This is a genomic window from Neomoorella stamsii (assembly GCF_002995805.1).
GTDB classification, from domain to species: domain Bacteria; phylum Bacillota; class DSM-521; order Neomoorellales; family Neomoorellaceae; genus Neomoorella; species Neomoorella stamsii.
This window is the reverse complement of record NZ_PVXL01000079.1, coordinates 1-22027: the sequence shown is the minus strand read 5'-3', so window position 1 is coordinate 22027 and position 22027 is coordinate 1. Positions and strand designations below refer to the sequence as shown.

At 57.6% G+C, this 22027-nt stretch carries 17 protein-coding genes; 14 read left to right on the top strand and 3 right to left on the bottom strand.

The window, feature by feature from the left end:
- Positions 1 to 171: 171 nt before the first annotated feature.
- From MOST_RS16500 to MOST_RS16485, 4 genes are all read left to right on the top strand, one after another.
- Complete coding sequence (locus MOST_RS16500; RefSeq protein ID WP_054937452.1) at positions 172 to 870, top strand: GntR family transcriptional regulator; 699 nt, start codon at positions 172 to 174, stop codon at positions 868 to 870.
- Positions 871 to 884: 14 nt separating this feature from the next.
- On the top strand, positions 885 to 1628 hold the full coding sequence (locus MOST_RS16495; protein ID WP_054937450.1) for a nucleotidyltransferase family protein: 744 nt from the start codon (positions 885 to 887) through the stop codon (positions 1626 to 1628).
- A 73-nt stretch (positions 1629 to 1701) separates the two neighbouring features.
- Entirely contained in the window at positions 1702 to 3081 is a 1380-nt protein-coding gene (gene glmU, locus MOST_RS16490) for a bifunctional UDP-N-acetylglucosamine diphosphorylase/glucosamine-1-phosphate N-acetyltransferase GlmU (protein ID WP_054937449.1), read from the top strand.
- 68 nt (positions 3082 to 3149) lie between these two features.
- On the top strand, positions 3150 to 4097 hold the full coding sequence (locus MOST_RS16485; protein ID WP_054937448.1) for a ribose-phosphate diphosphokinase: 948 nt from the start codon (positions 3150 to 3152) through the stop codon (positions 4095 to 4097).
- Here the strand turns inward: MOST_RS16485 and MOST_RS16480 are convergent.
- Positions 4094 to 4756 carry a PRC-barrel domain-containing protein gene (locus MOST_RS16480; RefSeq protein WP_054937447.1) on the bottom strand — a complete coding sequence of 221 codons (663 nt, stop codon included), beginning with the start codon at positions 4754 to 4756 and terminating at the stop codon, positions 4094 to 4096. The genes MOST_RS16485 and MOST_RS16480 overlap by 4 nt on opposite strands.
- A gap of 103 nt (positions 4757 to 4859) precedes the next feature.
- On the opposite strand from MOST_RS16480, the gene MOST_RS16475 reads away from it, so the two are divergent.
- The 5 genes from MOST_RS16475 (at position 4860) to MOST_RS16455 (ending at position 11170) form a co-directional block, all read left to right on the top strand.
- A complete protein-coding gene (locus MOST_RS16475) occupies positions 4860 to 5486 on the top strand; it encodes a 50S ribosomal protein L25 (RefSeq protein WP_054937446.1) in 627 nt (208 codons plus the stop codon).
- Positions 5487 to 5523: 37 nt separating this feature from the next.
- Complete coding sequence (pth, locus tag MOST_RS16470) at positions 5524 to 6105, top strand: aminoacyl-tRNA hydrolase (protein ID WP_244267141.1); 582 nt, start codon at positions 5524 to 5526, stop codon at positions 6103 to 6105.
- Positions 6106 to 6136: 31 nt separating this feature from the next.
- Positions 6137 to 6559 carry a hypothetical protein gene (locus MOST_RS16465; protein ID WP_054937445.1) on the top strand — a complete coding sequence of 141 codons (423 nt, stop codon included), beginning with the start codon at positions 6137 to 6139 and terminating at the stop codon, positions 6557 to 6559.
- A gap of 131 nt (positions 6560 to 6690) precedes the next feature.
- On the top strand, positions 6691 to 10245 hold the full coding sequence (gene mfd, locus MOST_RS16460) for a transcription-repair coupling factor (protein WP_054937444.1): 3555 nt from the start codon (positions 6691 to 6693) through the stop codon (positions 10243 to 10245).
- 13 nt (positions 10246 to 10258) lie between these two features.
- Positions 10259 to 11170 (top strand): mechanosensitive ion channel family protein, encoded by a 912-nt coding sequence (locus MOST_RS16455; protein ID WP_054937443.1) that lies wholly within the window; start codon positions 10259 to 10261, stop codon positions 11168 to 11170.
- A gap of 6 nt (positions 11171 to 11176) precedes the next feature.
- Here the strand turns inward: MOST_RS16455 and MOST_RS16450 are convergent, their stop codons facing one another.
- Together MOST_RS16450 and MOST_RS16445 are read right to left on the bottom strand one after the other, a co-directional pair.
- Positions 11177 to 16645 carry a DUF6079 family protein gene (locus tag MOST_RS16450; RefSeq protein WP_054937442.1) on the bottom strand — a complete coding sequence of 1823 codons (5469 nt, stop codon included), beginning with the start codon at positions 16643 to 16645 and terminating at the stop codon, positions 11177 to 11179.
- 65 nt (positions 16646 to 16710) lie between these two features.
- Complete coding sequence (locus MOST_RS16445; protein ID WP_054937441.1) at positions 16711 to 17709, bottom strand: tetratricopeptide repeat protein; 999 nt, start codon at positions 17707 to 17709, stop codon at positions 16711 to 16713.
- Positions 17710 to 18029: 320 nt separating this feature from the next.
- Here MOST_RS16445 and spoVT point away from each other — a divergent pair, with 320 nt between their 5' ends.
- The 5 genes from spoVT to MOST_RS16420 all read left to right on the top strand — a co-directional run bounded on the left by spoVT (position 18030) and on the right by MOST_RS16420 (position 21848).
- Positions 18030 to 18581 (top strand): stage V sporulation protein T, encoded by a 552-nt coding sequence (gene spoVT / locus MOST_RS16440; RefSeq protein ID WP_054937440.1) that lies wholly within the window; start codon positions 18030 to 18032, stop codon positions 18579 to 18581.
- Positions 18582 to 18664: 83 nt separating this feature from the next.
- Positions 18665 to 20131 carry a bifunctional methyltransferase/pyrophosphohydrolase YabN gene (gene yabN, locus MOST_RS18085; protein WP_054937439.1) on the top strand — a complete coding sequence of 489 codons (1467 nt, stop codon included), beginning with the start codon at positions 18665 to 18667 and terminating at the stop codon, positions 20129 to 20131.
- Between the two features lie 85 nt (positions 20132 to 20216).
- A complete protein-coding gene (gene hbs, locus MOST_RS16430; protein ID WP_208974853.1) occupies positions 20217 to 20483 on the top strand; it encodes a non-specific DNA-binding protein Hbs in 267 nt (88 codons plus the stop codon).
- 55 nt (positions 20484 to 20538) lie between these two features.
- Entirely contained in the window at positions 20539 to 20808 is a 270-nt protein-coding gene (locus MOST_RS16425) for an RNA-binding S4 domain-containing protein (RefSeq protein ID WP_054937437.1), read from the top strand.
- A 110-nt stretch (positions 20809 to 20918) separates the two neighbouring features.
- Positions 20919 to 21848: a SpoIID/LytB domain-containing protein gene (locus MOST_RS16420; RefSeq protein WP_054937436.1), complete on the top strand. Its 930-nt coding sequence runs from the start codon at positions 20919 to 20921 to the stop codon at positions 21846 to 21848.
- Positions 21849 to 22027 lie beyond the last annotated feature (179 nt).

Below are 22027 nucleotides of genomic sequence, written 5' to 3'. Positions count from 1 at the left end.
AGAGTTAAAATCCGTAGACGTCCAACTTTGATTGCTGCCTTAAGCAGTGGGTGGATATTTCTGTCTCTAAAACAGGTTTCGCAAAAAAATTTCGGAGGGGCTTGACAAGGCCCTTCCATATCAGGAGGGGGCAGGTTATATTTGGTAAATGGCAATGGGAAAGGTGGTACAATGAAGAATCTGCTCAGTGGGAAGCTGGAAAACTACAAGCCCTTACGGGAAATAGTTTTTGAAGCTCTACGGGAAGCCATTATCAACGGCCAGTTGAAGGCCGGCGAAAGGCTCATGGAAGTCCAGCTGGCGGAAGAAATGGGTGTCAGCCGGACTCCCGTCAGGGAAGCAATTCGCAAGCTGGAGCTGGAAGGTTTTGTCGTCATGATCCCGCGCAAGGGAGCTTATGTAGCTGACCTTTCTACCAAAGATATTGCCGATGTTTTTGAGATTCGCTCCGCCCTGGAGTCCCTGGCGGCCGCCCTGGCCTGCGAACGCATTACGGAAGAAGAGTTAGACGAGCTGGAGCGCCTGTTAATAAAAGTGGCCGATTGTGTGGCAGCCGACGACCTGGAGACCCTGATTGAAGTTGACACCCAGTTCCATGATGTCCTGTACCGGGCCAGCCGCAATGACCGCCTGGTGCAAATTATTAATAACCTGCGGGAACAAATCCAGCGTTTTCGTACAACTTCCCTGGGAACGCCGGGCCGGATGCGGGAAACCCTGGAGGAACATAAACAACTAGTGGAGGCCATTACCGCCCGCAATGTAGAACTGGCCCAGCGCCTCGCCCAAGAACACATTGAAAATGCCGAGAACCGGATGATGGAGGCCATCAGGGAAGAAATGCGTTCCAGCAGCGGTAAAAAGGCATAAGGGAGGGGTTAAGGGTGGAGGTAGATGCTGTTATCCTCGCTGGGGATAAAGAAGGCCGGGGCCTGTTATCTGTTGGTTCCCGGCCCATGATTGCCTGGGTGGTGGAAGCCCTCCTGGCTTCGAGCCGTATCCGGAGAATGGTTGTAGCAGGCCCGGCGGAACTGGCCTCAGCCCTTCCCCGTGATATTACCCTGGTGCCGTCCGGGAGGACGACGGTAGACAGCGCCTTGAACGGGGCGGCAGCCTTGCCGGCGTCCGAATGGCTGCTCCTGGTTACCGCCGACATTCCCCTCCTGAAACCCGAGGCAGTCAGGGATTTCCTGGACCGTTGCCGGGAACGACCGGCCGATTTTTATTACCCTATCGTCAGCCGGGAATGCAATGAGGCCAGCTACCCCGGCGTTAAACGTACCTATGTACGCCTGCGCGACGGTACCTTCACCGGCGGTAACATGGTTTTAATTAAGACTTCGGCCTTACTTACCTGCGCCCGCCAGGGCCAGAAACTGGTAAGATTGCGCAAAAGCCCCCTGGCATTGAGCCGGCTGATAGGCCTTAAATTTATAGTTAAGTTCTTAACCCACCGCCTGACCATTGCCGAAGCAGAAAAGCATTTCTCCCGCCTGCTGGGAGCCCGGGGGGTAGGGATAATCTCCCCGTACCCCGAAATCGGTATCGATGTCGATAAAGAGAGCGACCTGGAACTCGCCCGGCGGGTTCTGGGTAGTGGGCCGAAGGAGTCCTTCATAGAGGGCTAACGTCCCCCACCACGAAACAATGAAATTTTAGGCAACACCATTTTTAGCAGAACCCTGATTTGGAGGAGATCCTATGGCCGAAACAGTAGCCGTTATCCTGGCCGCCGGCCAGGGGAAACGGATGTATTCCCGGCTGCCCAAGGTACTGCACCGGGTAGCCGGGCGCAGCCTCTTAGAACACGTCCTAGCGGCAACCAGGCAGGCTGGCATCGAAGATAATATCATTGTCATTGGTCACGGGGCTGAGGAAGTCAGAGCCGCCCTGGGCCCGGAGCAGAAATACGCCCTCCAGGAGCAGCAACTGGGTACCGGTCATGCCCTGGCCCAGGCCCGGGAAGCCGCCGGGGAAGCTACTACTGTTCTGGTCCTTTGCGGTGATACCCCCCTGATCAGGCCGGCCACTTTAAGCGGGCTTTTACAGCACCACCAGGCCACGGGAGCTGCTGTTACAATCCTGTCGGCCAGAGTTGCCGATCCCACCGGATACGGCCGCATTATCCGCGACGGGCAGGGGCAGGTAAAGGGTATAGTCGAAGAGAGGGATGCCACCCCGGCAGAGAAGGCAATTAATGAAATCAATACCGGTATTTATTGTTTTGCTGCTGCCTTTCTCTGGCCGGCCCTGGGCCGGTTAAAACCCGATAACGACCAGGGTGAATATTACCTTACCGACGTTGTGGCCATGGCCGTAAGCCAGGAGCTCCTGGTCCAGACGCTGGTTGCGAGGGACACTGAGGAGGTGCTGGGGGTCAATGACCGTGCCCAGCTGGCTGCAGCCGGAGCCGTTTGGCGGCGCCGGGTCAATACGGCCCTTATGCTTGACGGGGTAACAATCATTGACCCGGAAGCGACTTATATAGATGTCACGGTGACAATTGGAAAGGATACCATTATATACCCGGGCACTTTCCTTGAGGGACATACTATTATTGGTGCCGGGTGTTGCCTGGGCCCCGGGACTACCATCCGGGACAGCCGGGTGGGTGATGGCAGTACCGTAATCCACGCCGTAGTCCTGGGGAGCACCATTGGCCCTGACTGCCAGGTAGGCCCCTTTGCTTATTTACGGCCGGGGACGGTCCTGGAAGCAGGCGTTAAGGTGGGAGACTTTGTGGAAATCAAGGCTTCGCGGATTGGCCGGGGTTCCAAGGTGCCGCACCTGACCTACCTGGGCGATGCCACCGTGGGAACGGGGGTAAATATAGGTGCCGGCACCATCACCTGTAATTACGACGGCCGGCAAAAGTGGCCGACCATTATTGAAGACGGGGCCTTTATTGGCAGCAATACCAACCTGGTCGCCCCCGTCAGGGTAGGGGCCGGGGCCCTGGTGGGTGCCGGGTCCACCATTACCAAGGATGTACCGGCCGGGGCCCTAGCCCTGGCCCGGGAAAGGCAGGTTAATTTACCCACCAGGGGTAAAAAAGATGACGAAAAAAGGCAGGAAAAATAATAAAAAAAGCGAAGTAAACACAGAGTTAAACCTTTTTCCCTGGAACCTGGAGGTTATTAAAAAAGAAAATGGAAACAGAAAGCGCACGTTTAAAAATCGTTACCGGCAATGCCAACCCGGAGCTGGCCCGGGAGATTGGCGCCTACCTGGGCGTACCCCTGGGGGCGGCCAAGGTTAAACGCTTCAGCGATGGTGAAATCAATATTGCCATCGATGAAAGCGTACGAGGGGAAGATGTTTTTGTCATCCAGCCTACATGTGAGCCAGTCAATGACAACCTGATGGAGCTTTTAATCTTGATTGACGCTTTACGGCGGGCTTCGGCCTGGCGCATTACCGCCGTGGTACCCTATTATGGCTATGCCCGCCAGGAACGCAAGACCCGGGCCCGAGAACCTATCTCAGCCAAGCTGGTAGCCAACTTGATTACCGCTGCCGGAGCTGACCGGGTATTGACCATGGATCTCCATGCGGCGGCCATCCAGGGTTTCTTCGATATCCCGGTGGACCACCTGACGGCAGTGCCTATACTGGCCGATTATTTCAACAGCAAGGGCTTTGACCGGGCTGTAGTAGTCTCCCCGGACCTGGGGGGAGTAACCCGGGCGCGTAATTTTGCCGAACGCATCGGGGCGGAAATTGCCATCATCGACAAGCGGCGCCCGGCGCCCAATGTGGCTGAGATTATGAATCTCATCGGTGATGTTAAAAATAAAACGGTCATCATGATTGATGACCTCATCGATACGGCGGGGACCATTTGTCTCGGGGCCAGGGCTCTACTGGAGCATGGCGCCAGGGCCGTCTACGCCTGCTGTACCCACCCGGTACTTTCCGGGCCAGCCCGGGAACGCCTGGCGGCAGCGCCGCTACAGGAAGTAGTCGTCTGTAACACCATTCCCGTACCGGAAAGCAAGGAAATAACCCGGTTACGTCGCCTTTCAGTAGCTCCCCTCCTGGGCGAAGCCATTATTCGCATCCACAAGGACCTGTCCGTCAGTAAACTTTTCGACTAGTTCATATCCCCCGGGGGCGGGTCGTCATTTTTTTTGCGGCCAAAGGGCAAGCGTTGCCGGTAACGGTTGAAGGCCTCAGTTGCCCTGTGGGTAATCCCGCCAGCGCCCTCGAGGGCTTTGCCGGCGCTGGCGATGGTTTCCTGCCATTTGACGTTTAACAGGCCCCCGGGTTTCTGCAGGGATTCTTCAGCCCCTGCCCTGGCTATCAGGGCGTCCCGGCCGCAGGTGATGATTTGAGTAGTTTCCAGGCTCCTGGTTCCATGGAGGAGGCCGCTTTTAATATCCAGGTAATAAATCTTGCCGTCCTGGGGGTCGAAGCGAAAGTCATCTACGGTACCCAGGACGGTACCTTCCTCCGTAATAACCCTGGCACCAAGCAGGGGGAGGGGATGTTTGGCCAGGGCCTCCAGTTCTGGCAGGGAACTTAATTTTACCACGGCACTGGCCTGGTCTACGGTGACGGCATGGTTACCGACGCTTTTGACATGGCTGTAAGGGATTACAGGCTGTTCCTTAAACCATCCTTTACGGTCTACGGTGAAAGCAGCAATGGCCATTCTTTGCTGGTCAATTAAGAGGCGTTTGATGCGCCCCAGCTGGTGGCCGTCGGCCAGGCTGACTACGGGCATCCCCATGAGCTTCTTGCTGGTATAAAACATCCTTGCTCACCTCCCGGCTTATAACATGCTTATTCAGCCGGGAAGGGGTTTATGCTGTTTCCAGGTAGGCTAAACTTAAATATAGTGAAAGGAGTTGGGATTGATGCAAGTCCAGACACTGGTAGTAGAAGTGCGGCCTGACACTGGTAAACAGTTGGCCCGGCGCTTACGCCGGCAGGGGAAATTACCCGGGGTTATTTATGGGAAAAAAGCCGGTAATATACCTCTGGCCATTCCCCTTAAAGAACTGGAACGGATTCTCACCCGGGAAGGGGAAAATGCTTTACTTAAGGTTATAGTGACCGGGAACGGGAAAGAAAAAGAATTTGCCGCGGTAATCAGGGAGGTCCAGCGTCACCCCATCAAGGGTGTAATCACCCACGCGGACCTTTACCAGATTTCCCTGAATGAAAAAATCAGAGCTACGGTGCCTGTCATCCTGGAAGGGGAAGCTAGAGGCGTGGAACAGGGCGGCATCCTCCAGCATGGCCTGCGGGAGGTGGAGGTCGAGGGCCTGCCCGCCGACTTGCCGGAGGGTATAACTGTTGATGTCAGTAACCTTGGCGTGGGAGAACACCTGGCGGTAGCCGACATTAAAGCGCCGCCGGGAGTAAAAATTCTTTCCGAACCGGAGGCGGTAATCGCCACGGTGGTAACTACCCGGGCCGTGGAAGTAGAAGAAGGCGCTGCGACGCCGGTAGTAGAAGGAGAAAGGCCGGCAGCGGAATAAGCCCGTAAAGGTAAATACTGGAGATGGGGGCGCTAATTTGCCGGTACAGATGGTGGTGGGCCTGGGCAATCCCGGGCCCCGTTATGAAACGACCCGGCATAATGCGGGTTTTATGGTCCTTGATCTCTTGGCCGACGAAATGGAAATCAAGTTTAATTCCAGCCGTCACCAGGCGCTCATCGGCCGGGGGATGGCAGGGGAAAGGCGGGTCCTCCTGGTCAAGCCCCAGACCTTTATGAATAATAGCGGCCAGGCCGTTGCCCCCCTGGCGCGCTGGTACGGGATCGCCCCGGCCGAAATGGTGATTGTTCACGATGACCTGGACCTGGCGCCGGGGCGGATGCGTATCAGGCCGGCGGGCAGTTCCGGCGGTCACCGCGGTTTGCAGTCGATTATCACCGCCCTGGGGACAACGGCCATACCAAGGTTAAAAATAGGTATTGGCCGGCCGCAAGAGGGGGAAAATGTAGTTGACTACGTGTTACGGCCCTTCAGTGAAGGCGACTGGGCCCTGGTGGGCCCGGTCCTCCTGAAGGCGGCCCGGGCCCTCCGTTTCCTCCTGGAAGGAGGGGGACTCGAGGAGGCCATGAACCGTTTTAATAGCTGGAGGGAACGCTAACTCCCAGGGAGACTCCTGCAGGGGTTAAGCCATGATTTTTCTTCAAACCTTGCTGGTAGGCCTTATGGCAGCCCTGGTAGCGTGGGTGGTTAACTACGTGCTCCTGGGGTTGGGGTTTAATAATAGAGCCATCCTTACTTTATTAGGACCCCTTGGGGAAGAGACCCTGAAGACAGGCCTGGCCCTTTTGACAGGGACTTCCCTGGCCGGTGTTCACAGCGTGTTTGGTCTCGCTGAAGCAGCCTGGGAACTGGCCAGTGCACCTCCAGCAAAGAGGCCCCCGAAATTAAAACCGGCCCTGGCGGCCGTGGCAGGTCATTCCTTTTTTGGCCTGCTGGCATCTTTAGCTTACGCTCGTTCCGGCCGGGCCGACGTAGCCCTGGCTATTGGTTTCCTGGCTCACCTGGTCTGGAACCAGGTGATTTTGACCCTGCATTCCTTATTTAAATTATAAAACTTGACTTCTTTCCCAGGGGCAGAATATAATAAATAGTGGATGAGGAGTGTTATGCGGAGATGAGGCCCTGGAAAAAGGGCCTTTTCTTAATCAACAAAAGCTTGCTTACTGGTTGGAGTGCAGTATAAATGCATAATTATGGTATATTGCAAATTGTCAGAGATAGTTCTCAATTTCACAGCATAGTAAAGGGCTTCAACCAGGGCCTGGCGGAGCAACAGATCTACGGCCTGCCAGAGGGTTTAAAGGGGTTGTGGCTGGCAGCCATGCTCCTCGATTACCACCCTATCCTGGTAGTTACAGCCGGATGCGATGAGGCCGGGCGCCTGGTAGCTGACATTGATTCCTTCTGGCCGGGGTCAGGCACCGGCTATCTGCCGGCGGCGGAACTCCTGCCGGTGGAGGTATACGCCCACAGCCCGGAACTGGCGGGCCAGCGCCTTAAAGCCCTGACGGACATGGTCAGCGGGCGGATACGGCTCCTGGTGGTTCCGGTGGAAGCTTTGCTCCAGAAACTGCCGCCGCCGGAGATTTTAAAGCAGGCCCTCCTGACCCTGGAAATCGGCCAGGTAATTGATCGCGAGGCTCTTCTGGAGAGATTAATTGCCTTCGGTTACCGGCGAGAGGAAGTAGTGGAAGCCCCCGGCCAGCTGGCCGCCCGGGGGGGCATTATTGACATCTATCCCCTGGGTGCCCGGGAACCGGTACGTTTAGAATTATTTGGCGATGAAATTGATTCTCTCCGTTACTTCGACCCGGATACCCAGCGTTCGGTGGCGGAGACGCGGGCCGTAACCCTGGGGCCGGCCCGGGAGGTTCTCCCGCCCCAGGACATCAAGGCCGGGCTGGAGGCTTTGCAGGCCGAATTTTCCCAGACCTATACTGCCTTGCGCAACCGCCAGCCCCAGGCAGCCCGGGAGTTAAAAGAAAGGGTCCAGAATCTAATGGCCCGGCTGGAGGTGGGAGACTGGCCGGAAGGTATTGACCAGCTCCAGGCCCTTTTTTACCCGCGCCTGGCTACCCTTTTCGATTACTTCCCGCACCCGCCCCTGGTGGTCCTTGATGACCCGGCGCGTTTGCAGGAAGAAATGCGCCGGCGGGAACAGCAACGCTTAGGGATTTTTACCGAAATGTTAGCCGGCGGCCTGGCTTTACCCTCCCAGGGGCAGGCCTACCTGGAAACGGGCGAACTGGAGCGTCTTTTCAGTCGCTACCAGCGCCTCTATTTTTCCTTGTTACCCCGGCGGGCACCGGGGACCAGTCCCCGGCAAGCCATCGGCGTCGGGGCCCAGTCCATCCCGGCCTTCCAAGGCCGGATGAATTTGCTTGTTGACGAACTCAGCCGCTGGCGACGGGATGGCTACCGTACCATTCTTATGGCAGCCGATCCGGACCGGGTGGCCGGCTTGCGCCAGGCCCTGGCTGACCAGGGTATAGCCTGCCAGGCCCTGAATGAAGTGGCTGCCGTTCCCGAGGGCGGGCAGGTACTCATTGTGCCGGGACGCCTGCGCCAGGGCTTTTCCTGGCCCGAAATGCGGCTGGCCGTCCTGGGGGACGCGGAAATTTATGGCGGGGTTAAAAGGCCGCGCCGGCTTAAGGTGGCCAGGGAAGGCAGCAAAATCACCTCTTTTAACGATCTCCGGGAAGGTGATTACGTCGTCCATGTCCACCACGGTATTGGCCGGTACCTGGGCCTGAAGCAACTGGAGGTAGGAGGGGTCAAAAAGGACTACCTCCTCATCCAGTACGCCGGCCAGGACCGCCTCTATGTACCCATTGATCAGGTTTCCCTGGTACAAAAGTACGTCGGGGCTGAAGGTCATGTGCCCCGCCTGTACCGCCTGGGAGGCAATGAATGGCATAAGGTCAAGAGCCGGGTCCAGGAAGCTGTCCAGGCCATGGCTGAGGAATTGCTGGAACTCTATGCCAAACGGGAGGCCATCCCCGGGTATGCCTTTTCGCCCGATACGCCCTGGCAGCGGGAATTTGAAGAAGCCTTTCCCTACACAGAGACGCCGGACCAGCTCAAGGCCATCGCTGAAGTCAAGGCGGATATGGAAAAACCACGGCCCATGGACCGCCTCCTCTGCGGCGATGTCGGTTATGGCAAGACGGAGGTGGCCATGCGTTCAGCCTTTAAAGCTGTCATGGACGGCAAGCAGGTGGCCGTCCTGGTGCCTACAACCATCCTCGCCCAGCAGCATTATAATACCTTTAAGGCGCGCTTTGCGCCTTTCCCGGTAAAGATAGCCGTCCTAAGTCGTTTTTGTTCTCCAGGGGAGCAAAAGCGGGTTGTTAAGGCTTTGAAAAGGGGCGAAGTGGATATTGTCATTGGCACCCACCGCCTGTTGTCCGGTGATGTCTCCTTCAAGGACCTGGGCCTGGTCATCATTGATGAGGAACAGCGCTTTGGCGTGGCTCATAAAGAAAAGTTAAAGAAAATGCGTTACAGCGTTGATGTCCTGACCATGACGGCCACCCCCATTCCCCGCACCCTGCACATGGCCCTGGCCGGCGTCCGCAACATGAGCCTGATTGAAACGCCGCCGGAAGACCGCTTTCCCGTCCAGACCTATGTGGTGGAGTACAGCCCGGAGCTGGTACGGGAGGCCATCCGCAGGGAACTGGACCGCGGCGGCCAGGTTTACTTTGTTCACAACCGGGTGGCAGATATTGACCGCTTCGCCTATCACGTCCAGCAGCTGGTACCGGAAGCCCGGGTGGGGGTAGGCCACGGCCAGATGGAGGAAAGGGAACTGGAAAAGGTCATGCTGGACTTTATCGAAGGCCGTTACGATGTGCTGGTCTGTACCACCATTGTGGAAAACGGCCTCGATATCCCCAATGTCAACACCCTCATTGTTGACGAGAGCGATAGTTTCGGCCTGGCCCAGCTTTACCAGCTCCGCGGCCGGGTTGGCCGGACCAACCGCCTGGCCTATGCCTATTTCACCTACCGGCCGGACAAAGTCCTGGGTGAAGTGGCCGAAAAGCGCCTGGCTGCCATCCGGGAATTTACGGCCTTTGGCTCGGGGTATAAAATTGCCCTCAGGGACCTGCAGATCCGGGGCGCAGGGAACCTCCTGGGACCCGAACAACATGGGCACATGCTGGCCGTAGGCTTTGACCTCTACTGCCAGCTCCTGGAGGAAGCCGTGCAAAAATTAAAACGCCAGCGGGGCGAAGCCCTGCCGGAAATGAGGCCGGTGGCAGCATCCCCGGCGGCCCCCGTAGAATTAACGGTGGATACTTTCTTGAGCGACGAGTATATCCCCGATGCTGCCTTGAAGATGGAAATCTACCACCGCCTGATGGCGGCCCGGGATTTAAACGAGGTCGAAGATATTGCCAGCGAAATAGAAGACCGCTATGGCCGGCCACCGGTAGAGACGCAAAATCTTTTGAGCCTGACCCGGGTGCGCCTCCTGGCCCAGGAAGTTGGCGTAACCAGTGTGCACCAGAAGGGCAGGGAAGTAGAATTGAGTTTTGGCCAGCATCACGCCCTGCGGGGCGAAAGGCTGCTGCAGCTGACCCAGTATTTTCCCCGCAAGCTCTCCTTTTCTTCTGCCGGCGGTTTGACCATCAGGGTGCGGACGGTGGGCCTGGACCAGCAAGGGTTGCTGGCTTTGCTGGAAGATGTCCTCACCAGGATTAAATACCTGGTCGCTGAAGCGGCAGGCTAAAGGGGGTTATTATATGCTGACTGGTAATATAACCTGGTTATGGCAGGGCTTGCAGCCACGATTGCTTTTGTTCCTGGAAAAGCTGTTCTGGGCGGCAGTTATTATGCTGGCCGCCCTGGTAGTTCTCAACCTGGTTTCCAGGTTTATCCATCGACTTTTCCGGGTGGCCAGGAGGGACCCCTACAAAGATAAAACCCTGGAAACCCTGTTAGCTTCGGCATTACGTTATCTTATTTATGCTGTGGCCGTCATGCTGGCCCTGGAGCAGTTTGTCGATATTACCCCCATTATTGCCGGCGCCGGGGTGCTGGGCCTGGCCATAGGCTTTGGTGCCCAGAGCCTGGTGAAGGACATCATTACCGGTTTCTTTATTATCTTTGAGGACCAGTTTCACGTCGGCGATTTTGTGGAAATTAACGGCCAGGTGACCGGTAAGGTGGAGGAACTGGGCCTGCGCCTGACCACCATCCGGGAATGGAGCGGCAAGAAATTCTATATTGCTAACAGCGAGATCAAGACGGTGCGCAACTATAACCGGGAAGAGCTGCGGGCCATTGTCACGGCCACCTTTCCCTTTGAAGAAGACCCACGTAAGATCCGGGAGGTTTTAGAACAGGCTTGCCGGGAAGTGGAGAAGGAATACTACCAGGAATTTATTCAGGGGCCGGAAGGCCCGGTGGAGCCGCCCCAGATCTACGGCGTTACAGATATTGATAAATCGGATAAAGGCGGCCAGTTTACCATTACCGCCCTGACTAAACCCGGTTCCCTCTGGACGGTGGAAAGGGCTCTGCGGGAGAAAATCTGGCAGGCCTGCCGGGACAACGGCATCCGCCTGGCCTATCCCACCCGGGTCTATGTCGGTAGCGAGCCCGGGGAGGAAGGTATAGCACGGGGTGAATACCTGAAGGCGGAGGGGCGTTAGTAACGTCTATGACCTCCCCGGGGGCCGGTTAGCCACCTTCCACAGGAGCAGCCAGGGGACCAGGACTTCCTGGGGAGAACACTCGCCGTGCTGGTAGCGCGGCTTTTTATGTTTATCCCCAGAGCGGAAATTATGATTGATGGCGTAACCGTGATCGCCGGCCAGGAGGATGAGGGATTGTTCCGGTAGGGCCACCAGTAGCGGTATGAGCCGGCGTCGGAAGCCCAGGGCTAGTTCGGCCAGGAAGGTGGCGTAGTCGTCCGTAGAGGCGTGGACTTTATCGTCCACCAGGTTTAACCGTAAGGCTACCTCTTCCTGCCCAGGGGCCAGGCGATTGCCTTTTCGGGCCAGGGCAGCCAGGTCTTGGTCCGGGCCGGAGGCGTCCAGGAAGCGGAGATTGTACCCGGCTTCCTGGAGCCGGGCCAGCTGGGTGGCAGTCACGGTTGGCAGGTGGGCCCAGAGGAGACCCCGGGCTATTTCCTGCTGGATCAGGCCGGCCTGCTCCAGCTCAGCTAACATGACTTCACTGGCGTCCCGGCGCAGGCCGTCGAGCCAGATGAAGTAAAGGGCTCGGGGCCGCCAGCGCTGTCTATAGCGTTCCAGCTTTACCGGCAGTTGTTCTAGCGTCATACCGGGGACACTGCCGGCCTGGTTATAAAATTCCTGGAAGGCCTGGCTGTACCTGGCCAGTATCTGGTGGAGCTCAGTTTCCAGGCGGGCGAGGGGAAAGGCTTCCATCAGGTTTAATGTAGCCAGTTGATGTTGTAAATGGTAATACAGGCTTTCCATACCGCCCAGGTGGGTGGTATAAATTTTTTCCCAGGCAGGGGCATCGAAGCTTTCCGGCGTAGCTGCCGTTAAGGTTGCGAGGGAATGGAGCAAATGGGTGGCCAACCGGCAGGCTTCCAGGTAAGCGGCCGGTTCCGGCCCTTCCCAAGGTTGAAGGGGGACACCCGGCGTAATTCCCTCCAGCAATTGCAGGGCTGTGGCCAGTTCGCTGCCGTCCTGGTAGGACAGCCACTCCAGGTAGGCGCCGGCAGCACGGCGCAGGATGGCCGGGAAGAGGGTTTCCCGCCCGATAATGGCCAGCAGCTCGGGGCCGGAAGGGTTTCCCCCCGGCGCCAGGGCCTGCCAGTAAGCAGCAAGCCGGTCTTCCTCCGCCAGGGCCCGGCGGGCGGCGTTTAAAAGGACCCCGGCCAGCTCTGGCGGGCCGGCGCGGAGTTCGAAGACCTGCTGCGCCAGCTCCTGGAGGCTCGTCGTGGCTGGCGGCGCCAACCCCGGCAAGGAACACAGCCGGGCCACGAGTTCCGGCTCCAGGTGGTGGCCTGGTAGCCACCAGGCGGTCGTTACCGCCAGGGCCAGGCCGGCTTCGCCATGTCGATGCCACAAGGGCAGCAGTTCCTGGTAACCGGCGGCGAACCAGTCGTACAAAAGGTTCTCCCGGGACTGATAAGGAACACCGGTTTCGGCGACCAGGACTCCGTCTATTTCCCGGCGGCTGGCGGCAATCACCCGGATGTGCGTAGCAGGGTCCGGTTGCTCCCCCTCCCGGCCTGCCAGCCACTGCCGCACCAGATCCAGGAGTTGTTCCGGCTTTAGGACCCGGTTGGCCAGGAGGTCGTAGAGGTCGTCCAGGTTGCGCTCGACCACCAGCACCTGGCCGGCCAGAGCCTGGTTAATGAGACCAATGGTATTGCGGTTGACGACCGGCTTTAGTTTGGCGAGGAGTTCCGGGTCCTGGGGGTCTACCGCCAGGAGCCGGCGCAAGCAGGTTGCTTCCTGTCCCTTACCAACACTTTCCAGCCCAGCCAGAAAGCCCCGGATCTTCTCCTGGTAGAGGGGATCCTGCAGGGCCAGAAGGTAAGCCCGGATGCCCTCCAGAGCAGCGGCTTGAATGGCGGCCGGGGGCGGCAACTCGTCCTTTTCCCCCAGGGCCAGACCGCAGGAGCAGGCCGGCTGGAGGGCCAGTTGCCCTTCCGGGTTAACCGGGCACTGCCGGGCCAGGGCTGCGGCCAGGAGCTGGTTGACCAGGCTTAGAGCGTCCGGGGCAGCTACCTGCTTTAGCTGGCTTAACAAGGTTAAAAACCGGTAGGCTTCCCCTTCCCGCAGGGCATGATAGGGCTGGAAGCGCTCCAGTGACCGCAGCCGCCGGTGCTCGGCCAGATAGGCATCGGTATAAGCCCGCTGGAAAAGGGTAAAGGCGGTAGCCAGTTGCTGGTAAACTTCTTCCTGGTAGAAGACGTCAGGGCTATTGAGTAATTCTATCAACCTGGCCTTTTGCCGGCGTAAGTCCTGATAAGCGGGTGTATCGGGCAGGACCAGCTGGGTAGACGTCAGGTAACCGTGAATGAAGAGGAAATGGTTTAAGTTCTGTTCCAGGAAATGCTGTAGCTTCCGGGTGCGCTCCAGGGCTACTTCCCATAGGGGGTCGGCCTGGTAGGCGACCAGGAAACGTTCCAGGCCCTCCCGGGGACTATAGGAAACCTTTATTTCCGCTACCAGGGAGGCCACCCGGTTGAGGTCGGCCCGGGCGGCAGCCAGGGGCAGGGCCGCCAGGGCCGGGTAGCTGGCCACTGTCTCCAGGAGCTGGCCCAGGCTATTTAGCCGGGTGCTCATGTCTTTCTGGAACTGAACCAGGTAGTCCCAGAGCTCTTGCTGCCGGCCATGGGTTAAAGGGCCCTGACGCAGGGAAACCGGCAGTAATTTGACCCCGGCCAGGACGGCCTGGAAGGCCTCCGGCAGGACTTCTACTAGGCCCAGTTCTTCGATTTTGTAAAAATTATATGGGCCTATTTGCTTTAAATTTAAGCGGCGGCCGTGGCTATAAGCGGCTACCAGGCCGCTGTGGAGCAGGGCCAGGATAAGTAGTTGGAAGGCGATTTCGCTCAGCCCGAAGGGGCCTTTGCGTAGCCGTAGGCCCAGCTCCGCGAGGCCGACCGGTCCGCCTTTGAGGCTCTCCAGGCAGGCGGCCACCAGCGGGTTGCGGGAGGAAGCCACCTGGAGAATATAACCATCCTTCGCCTTTTTCGCCAGTCCTAGGGGCTGGAGGAAATTATCCAGGGCCATTTTCAGGCCGGCATCTACCCTGCCTTTTACCTCCCCGGGTGCCAGGAATTCGCCTATGACCCGCTGCAACAGCGGAGCCAGCAGTACCCCGCCGCGGGGAGCAATTTTAGCATGTTCGGGATAGCGCCGGGAGAGGACGGCGGCGGCCAGTTTTTCCAGCAGGGATTTAAAGGCTTCGTAGGCCGGATTGGTGGGCCAGGGTAGTTCTTCGCCGTCACCGGTTATTAAACGGCCACCGGTGTAGGCGCGACGGAAAACATCCTGCACCCTGCTTTTCAGCTCTTCCATTCCCGCCGCCAGGTAGGAACGTACCCTTTCTCCTGTCGGGGAGGAGTCGGCCTCGTACTCGGCCATCAAGACCTGGCAGGCCAGGGCGCTCGTCAGGAATTCCCAGTCGTCGGCGACGGCGGCCGGCAGCCAGAAGAGGAAAGCCCTGCTCGCCGGTCCGGCAAGAGCCGGCAGGAGGGTTTCCTGGAGGTGCGACAGTTGTTTATTGCCGGCTTCGGCCTGGCCCAGGACCAGGATAAAATCGGTGGCCGTGGTCAGGGCCTGGCGGGCCAGTTCCTCTAGGACGGCGGGACTTAAATCGGTCAGGTCGGTAAAAATCAGCAAGCCCTCCCGTCGCGTCTGCTGCCAGAAGACGTCAACCGGGGTGCGGGGGGTGGTGACGAGATTTGCCAGGGGCAGGCGGTTGTCGGTCAGCCACCGGCAGAGGCCGGTGAAAACGCGCCCGTCTCCAGGGAAAAGGCTCTTTTTGATGTAATCCAGGCGGCGGCGGACCAGGAGCTGGACGTCAGCCTGGAGGTCAATGTAGAAAGCGTCCTCCAGGGGAGTGGCACCTTGCTGGTAACCAAGATAGGCGCCGTCCTGATACAGGCGTTTTAAGAGATCGCCGATATACTCGTAGTTTAAAGCGGATTCCAGCCGGGTGATGGGCTGCAACAGCAGGTGGGCAAGCTGGCGCACCGTCAGGGGCCTAGCCGTGGCCCCAAGGGCGGCCAGGATGAGGAGCTTCACCAGCCTTAAGCCTATATGCTGATCCCGGCCCTCCGGCAGCAGCCGGGCTATTTCCTGCTGGAAGTAGTGAAAGACCTGGCGGACGTAGAGGTTTGTCTCCGGCCGAGCCTGGATGCGGTCGCGGAAATGGTCGAAGATCAGGTCCGGGGCCAGCAGGGTATCGGCCGGGGCCTCCAGCAGGGCGGGAATCTGCCGGTCAGGGTCGCCGGCCAGGCGCGCGTGGATAAAGTCCACTACACCGCGATGCCGGGAAAAGAGGGGGCGCAAGCTTTCCAGGAAAGTAACGGTCTGGGGATGGACGGGGTACAGCCGGCAAAACTCCTCCTGGCTAAAGGGCAACTGGCCGAAGGCAGCTGTTAGATCGGCGTAAAGCCGGTGAACGTGATCCTGCGCTTCCGGTCTCTGCCTGATGAGCCGGCGGCTGATAATTTCCCGGATATGCTCTCCCGTTAGCTGCAGGCGGACGGGGTAGCGATCCTTGATTTTATTGAAGGCTTCCGGAGGTATGGCACCGGTGGCCTCGATCTGCTCCTGGAGGGTCGCCACCACCCACAGGGGCAGGCGGCCGGATATTTCGCCCAGGAACTGGAGAAAGCGGATATCTTCGTTAAAGCTGCGGCTGTCGGGCTTGGAGCGTAGGAACTCTGACAGCTCATCGATAAGGATAACCACGCCGGCCAGGTGATGGGCCGTAACCAGAGACTCCAGTTCGGCAAAGGCTTCCTGGCGCCGGTAGCCCAAACGGTAGGGAAGGTCCAGGCGGCGCAGCAGGGAGGTTAATAGAGCCAGGTTGTCTGGTTGAAAGAGTTCCTTCCGGTCGATTTTTTCCCCGGACAGATAGGCTTCCAGTGCCTCGGGGTAGCGCTCGGTCAACAGCTCCCGGATTTGGTTTACATAGTCTTCCCGCGTCTTGCGACCCAGGCCCTTCCCCACACCGGTTTGCAGGACATCGTCCAGGGCGGCCAGGACAATGTCTTCCAGTTCTTCGTGGTGACTGTGCTCCACCAGGGAGATGGCGGCCACCAGGTAGCGGTTTTGCCCTATCACCGCCACCAGGGAGGCGATGTTCTCGTACCAGGCGCCGGCGGCCCCGGCTTTACCGGCCAGGGCGCGGCGGGTTTCTTCCCGCGTAAGGATCAGCTCCAGGATGGCCAGGAGATGGGATTTACCCGCACCGTAATGGCCCTGGATGAAAAAACCCTGACCCTCGCCGCGGGCGATGGCACTTAAAACGGCGCCCAGGGCCAGTTCGGCCTCGCCGGTGAGGACAAAGCTCTCGATGAGCTGTTGCCGCAGCTCCGGGTCGCGGGTATCCTTCATCTGGATTACCGTGCGTACTAAAGGAACCTGGACAAGCTGGCTGATAGCAGGCAGGCGACCTTCGCCAGGCAAACCCAATCCCTCCCTGAAAAAAGTTCCGTTAAAATCTGCTTCCTGAATGATAAGATTGTACCCGGCTAATCTTTTTTCCCCTCCCGCTCCAGTTTCTTCGCCAGGCCCCAGAGGTGGCGGGCTTCAGAGTGGGCACTGGCTACCGCCCTGAAAAAGCTCGCCCCTTCTTCCTGGCGGCCCAGCCGGCGGTAAATGTTCATTAGGGTCTGGCGCACATGAACATCGGCTGGTCGTTTCTCCAGGGCTTGCTGGAGGAGGTTCAGGGCTTCCTCGTCCTGGCGCAGGCGGTAGAGGCAGAAGCCCAGCTGGGCCAGGAAAAAGGGATCGCCGGGGGCCAGTTCCAGGGCCTGGTGGTAAGCGACGGCGGCTTCGGCATAACGACCCTGCTGGTAGAGTTCGTTACCCTTAACCCCGTGCAGGTGAGGATTCTGGGCCCGCCGCCCCACCCGGAGGAAAGCATTAACTTCGCTGAGGACACTATTTCCGTCCTGGCCGGTAGCCGATAACTTGACATAACGTGCCTGAGCAAACGTATCATTGGGGTTACGGACAGTTACTTCCCTGTAGGCCTGAGCAGCAGCGGCCGTATCGCCCATTTTTTCCAGGGCCAGGCCGAGTTTTTTCCAGAGCTCTAGCTGTTCAGGGTCAAGGGCCAGCTGCTGGCGGCAGAAAGCCACTGCCTTTTCCAGTTGACCGGTATAGATATAGGCCTGGGCCAGGCGGGTAGCAAGATAGGGGGATGGTTCCAGGTCGAAAGCTGCCTGCCAGCAGGCCAGGGCGGCGGGATAATCTTTCTGGTGGGTGGCTACCTGCCCTTTGATGGCTAGGGCGCGGGGGTCCCGGGGCTGGAGTTGCAGGATCCTATCGGCCAGGTAACCAGCCTCTTGCTCCTGGCCCAGGCGCAGGTAGAGGCTGGCCAGGCTGGCCAGCAGGGCCGGTTCGTCGGGCCAGCGCTCCAGGGCGGCCTGGACTTCCGCCAGGGCTGCCTGGAAATCTCCGGACTTTTTCAGGCTGGCTATTCTTTGTAATATGGTGTTAAGCTGATAACCTCTGCCGGCAACCATGTTTATTACCCCCCGGTTTTATTAATTTCCCCCTGACAGTTTTATTTCCTGCTATTTTTTTAGAAAATATCAGCCAGCGTACTGAAAAGTCAACATTACGGACCCATTGTTGGCAGGGGGCGAAATTAGTAACTGGTCCACAATTTTTAGGGTAATTAAAAACTTAGTTTTTGCCCGGGAGCCGGATTTTATCCATGGTACCAGTTATAGAAAAGGCAGGGAAAAAATGAATAAACCATCTGGATGGATTATATACTAACAGTGAAAGCTAATCCTTGAAAGGGTTACCCGGAAAAAGGGTAAAGGGGGGATAGACAGCAGTGAAAGCAACAGGCATTGTACGGCGTATTGACGATCTAGGACGTGTGGTAATACCCAAGGAAATCAGGCGCACCTTGCGGATTCGCGAAGGTGATCCACTGGAAATCTTCGTTGACCGTGAAGGCGAGGTAATTTTAAAAAAATACTCGCCTATTGGTGAACTGGGAGATTTTGCCAAGGAATATGCAGATTCACTCCATGAAGCCATCGGGCATATAGCCTGTATTGCTGACCGGGACAACATTATTGCGGTAGCCGGTGCCCCCAAAAAGGAATTCCTGGATAAACCCATTGGGCCAGCAGTAGAAAAGGTCATGGAAGACCGTAAACCTGTGCTGATTAACTCCCCAACGGAAGACCTGTTCCCCATTGACGGTGAAGGAGAGGCCTATAAATTTACGGCCGAAGTTATTGCTCCCATAATTGCCGAGGGTGATCCCATCGGGGCGGTAATTATCTGCTCCCGGGAGCCAGGGGTGAAAATGGGGGATATGGAGCTGAAGCTGGCCGAGACGGCGGCAGGCTTCTTGGCCAAACAAATGGAACAATAACAGCGGCGCCCCGGCGCCGCTTTCTTTTTAGCCGGATGTTGTGGTACAATAAAACGGTACTCTTTTCCTGTGAGGCGAGGTAGATGGCAGGCAAGGTTATTATCGCCGGCATGGGGCCCGGTGACCCGGCCCAGGTGCCGCCGGCGGTCCTGGCGGCCCTGCCAGGAGTGGACAAGATCTACCTGCGGACGGCCCGGCACCCGGCAGTAGCGGCTTTAAAAGAGCGAGGATTGCAGTGGGAGAGCTTTGATAGTTATTATGAGCAGGCAGGAGATTTTGAGGAGCTTTACCGGCGGATTGTTGCTACCTTACTCGGGGAGGCCAGGGATAAAGAGCTGGCCTACGTCGTACCGGGTCACCCCCTGGTAGCCGAAAGGAGTGTAACCATGCTCCTGGAAGCTGCCCCCGGAGCCGGGGTAGACACCCGGGTAATACCGGCCATGAGCTGCCTGGACGCCCTGTATGCCACCCTGCACCTTGACCCCACCCGGGGCTTAACTGTTACCGATGCCCTGACTTTTACGTTAGATGGGCTGGATCCCGGGCTGGGGCTGATACTCACCCAGGTTTACAACCAGAGGATAGCGTCCGACACCAAGTTGACCCTTATGGGCCTTTACCCGGATGAATATCCGGTAACGGTGGTCCGGGGCGCCGGCCTGGCCGGGGAAGAACGGGTGGCAACGGTACCTCTCTATGCTATCGACCGCCTGCCCTGGATCGATCACCTCACCAGTATTTACCTGCCCCCTTACCCTGAGGGCCGGGACCGGACCCTGGCGGGACTCAAAGCTATTATGGCCAGGCTACGCGGCGAGGGAGGTTGCCCCTGGGACCGGGAACAGACTCACCAGTCTCTTAAACGTTACCTTATTGAAGAATCCTATGAAGTCCTGGAAGCCATTGATATCGGCGATATGCATAAACTGTGTGAGGAGTTGGGAGACTTACTGCTACAGGTGGTTTTCCATGCCCGGTTGGCCGAGGAAAACGGCGACTTTACCCTGGCCGACTGCCTGGAAGCTATCTGTGCCAAGATGCGTCGCCGTCATCCCCATGTTTTTGCTACGGCTATTTTAAATACAGCCGGGGAGGTGCTGGCCCGCTGGGATCAGATCAAGGCAGCCGAAAAGAAAAGTAATGGAGAGGGGGAACCTTCGGTATTAAGTGTGCCCCGGGGGCTGCCCGCCCTCATGAAGGCCCTGAAGGTCCAGGAGCAGGCAGCCCGGGTGGGTTTTGACTGGAGTGACGTGACCGGAGTTTGGGCCAAAGTAGAGGAAGAGCTGGAGGAATTAAAAGAAGCTGTGGCCGGGGAAGAGCGCCGGGAACAGGCCGCTGAAGTGGGAGATGTCCTTTTTGCCTTAGTGAACCTGGCCCGCTGGCTTGGGGTGGAGCCAGAAGCTGCTTTACAGGCTACCGTTGCTAAATTTATGCAGCGTTTTCAGTATATAGAGAGGAAGGCCCGGCAAAAAGGACTGGATATAAAAGGTCTTTCCCTGGCGGAGATGGATGCTTTGTGGGAAGAAGCGAAAAAAATTCCAGGAAGATAAGAGGTAATGCAGGAGATTGTTGGATTATAGCGAATAAAAGTGAACAAGGGCAACTGATAGGCAGGAGGGATCATAAGTGAACAAAATGGATTTAGTGGCCAGCGTGGCTGAAAAAACTGACCTGACCAAAAAAGACGCCGAAAAGGTAGTCAGCGCCGTGTTAGCCAGTATCGAAGAAGCCCTGGCCCAGGGCGATAAGGTGCAGCTTGTAGGCTTTGGTACCTTTGAGATCAAGGAAAGGGCCGCCCGGATAGGGCGTAACCCCCGGACCGGTGAGGAAATCGAAATCGCAGCCACGCGGGTACCGGTTTTCAAAGCCGGCAAGGCTTTGAGGGAAGCTGTAGCCAAATAAGTAGGTAAAAGGGAAAATCAGGCAATACGCCTGATTTTCTATTTGGAGGTACATTATGCGCCTGGATAAGTTTTTAAAGGTTTCCCGGTTAATTAAGAGGCGGACCCTGGCCAAGGAAGTATGTGATGGTGGCGGGGTAGAGGTTAACCGCCGGCCAGCCAAGGCCGGTACAGATGTAAAACCCGGTGACATTTTAACCTTAAAGCTGGGCAACCGCTGGCAGACGGTAGAGATCCTGGCCACACCGGAAAGTATAGCTGCCGACCGGGCTAAAGAAACTTACCGGGTCCTGGCTGAAGGCAAAACCGGGCCCGGCGAGCCTTAACCGGCCCCGGCAACTGTACCACCGGATGCATAGCCATGCCGGCTTCCTGCTTATACTAAGGTAAAACTGAAACGTCAGTGCTGGGTAAAACCTTAAAGGCAGGGACAAACATGGCGTTAAGGCGTAAAGTGATAGCAAGTATGGTAGGGCTGTTGTTCTTAAGCCAGGTTTTAGCAGGTTGCCGGGCCCCGGCAAGGCGACCGGCAGTCCAGGAACCCACCCTCTCCCTCTATGTTAACCAGACCGGCGAGGTTAAAAGGCTAAAAATAGAAGAATACCTGCCCGCCGTAGTAGCAGCGGAAATGGAGCCAAGCTGGCCCCTTAACGCCCTGGCGGCCCAGGCAATACTCGCCCGGACCTTTACCATGAAAAAGATCCAGGAAGGCGGGGTCAAGGCCCACGGTACCGATGCCTCCACCAGCGTGGAAGAGTTCCAGGCCTACAACCCTGCCAGGGTCAACGATAATGTCCGCCGGGCGGTAGAGATGACCCGCGGCCAGGTTATCAAGTATAAAGGGAACTACATCAATGCCTGGTTTCATGCTTCCGGCGGCCCCCGGACGGCTGCTTCAGCAGTGGAGGGATTAAATTTCCGGCGGGAACCGGCACCTTACATCCAGAGTGTTCCCGACCCGGGGATGGCCATAACCACGCCGGAGAATAAAAGCTGGACGGCCACCTTCAATACCGCCGAGGTGGCTGCGGCAGTAAGAAAAGTTACCGGCCAGGACCCGGGAACTATTACGGCTGTAAGTATTGCCGCCAAAGGCCCTTCAGGCCGGGCTACCCAGTTAAAGGTCGGGAAGTTAACTGTCGATGCCCCGGCCCTGCGCCTCGCCTTGGGCAGTGACCGCCTGCGTTCAACCCTGCTCACAGGTATAACCACCGGTAACGGCCGGGTGACCTTTAAGGGCGAGGGCTACGGCCACGGCGTCGGCATGAGTCAATGGGGGGCCAAAGCCCTGGCTGAACAGGGCAAATCACCCCAGGAGATTATTAAATACTTCTTTAAGGATGTGGAGCTGGTAAAGGCCTGGTAGCCGGCCAGCTCTTTTTATTACTTTTTTACCCCTCTCCTTCATAAAAATAAAGGAGAGCATTCCTGTAATGATGTAAGGTAGGTGTTGCCAATAAAAAAGCCTCCTGGTAAAAAAATAATAGACCAAAACAAACAAACCAACCAGGAGGCGAGAAACCGAATGAATGAGGTGCAAAAGAA